Source organism: Microcosmobacter mediterraneus (assembly GCF_031846265.1).
In the GTDB taxonomy this organism is placed as follows: Bacteria; Bacteroidota; Bacteroidia; order Flavobacteriales; family Flavobacteriaceae; genus Microcosmobacter; species Microcosmobacter mediterraneus.
Map to the genome: position 1 here is coordinate 1 of NZ_JAVRIA010000021.1, position 1,600 is coordinate 1,600.

The 1,600-nt window shown below is 36.6% G+C and carries 1 protein-coding gene; it reads right to left on the reverse strand.

From position 1 onward, the window contains the following. On the reverse strand, positions 1 to 1,600 hold a 1,600-nt coding region (locus tag RM697_RS13660), incomplete at both ends, for an SP85-like N-terminal domain-containing protein (protein WP_311428456.1).

Sequence of the window (1,600 nt, forward strand, 5' to 3'; positions counted from 1 at the left end):
CAATAGTCACGTTGTCTTTAAATGGTACTGGGTACGCTTTAAATTCAACTTGCTCTTCAGCTTGAGCTACTCTAGCTGGTTGCTGAGATTCTTCACACTCATCAGTAGTATCTGGACAGTTAACAACTACTTCGAATGAACATTCTGAAGAATTACCACAAGCATCGATTACCATAAATGTAACTTCAGTAGTTCCTACAGGGAATTCTGATCCTGAAGCTGGTCCATCAATCTGAACAACTTCTGGGTTATCGTCACAGTTATCCTCACCTTTAGGTGTTTCAAAGTTAACTACAACACCTTTACAGTCTGGAGTAATTTCCATTACAAATTTATGTCCAGTTGTACAGAATATATCATTCCACTTAGATCTGTCAGATGAGAAGAAACCTACTTCAACACAATCTTCATTGTTATTAAAGTCATTTGGTTCGTTATTAAACCAGTTTCTATACTCACAATCATCACCATCTGCCCATACAAATTCACCTTCTTGCGCACCATCATTTAATCCAATATAGTAGTGGATATTATTATTTCCTGGTGTTGCATATACGGCATTTTTGATCCATTCGTTCTCATCAGAGTTATTTACTGTAACAGGATTTCCTCCATTAGATTGACAAACTGTTATAACTTCTGATCCTAAAACTGTTGAATTTGACAGGTAATAATACTTGTTATTGTATGTACCTAAGGTTGTGAACCCATCGATTTCTGGAGCATCTTGACTGAATGCATCAACTTCGATATCTTTTGGACAATCTACAGTTGGTGCTACATCGTCATTGATAGTGATTACTTGTATATGCTCTGTTAAGTTTTCACAATCATCTACTACACTCCACGTACGTGTGATTGTTTTTTCACAGCTTGTTTGTGTTTCTATACAATCACCACCTTGATCTCCTCCTAATGAAATATTAATATCTCCATGAGACGAGTAAGGTTCTCCATCTACAGTTCCGTTAAGGTACATCCACATAGATAAACCATAACCTTCACTTTGTAAACTAGCTCTATCACCAACTTGTACAGCCCACTTTAAGTTTGCTGGTTTGTGAGTGATTGTTAAAACATCACCTTCGTAGTCACCTAAGCCAACTAACTGGTTTGTTTTAGACTCGTCTACTTCATAGTAATCCCATCCTAAATACTGGTCTGTGATTTCTACTGAAGTTCCTGCATTAAGCTTTTCTTCACGGTTGTTAACACCATCGTATGTTAATGCTGTCCACTCTTCGTAAGAACGTTTATCTTTTAACCAAACAACGTATTCAAACTTCTGGTCAGAGTTAACTTTGTTCTCTACCATACCTGAAAGTTTAGCTGTTCCGTTTGGATAAGTTACAAACATGTTCTCACCGATAGCTTCCCAATTTTTATTTTCTGCATTCAATGGATTGATACCAGTGATCCAAATCGTATGGTTACTTGCATCATCAATAGGACATTCAGTTACAATACCTCCAGACATTGTTTCAGTAAATTCTACTGTTACATCTGAATCACAATTATCTGTAGCAGTTGTTTCTATTGCACTAGGAACATCATCAATACATTGGTATGATTCATCTCCAGGTAACTCTACATCAAATTC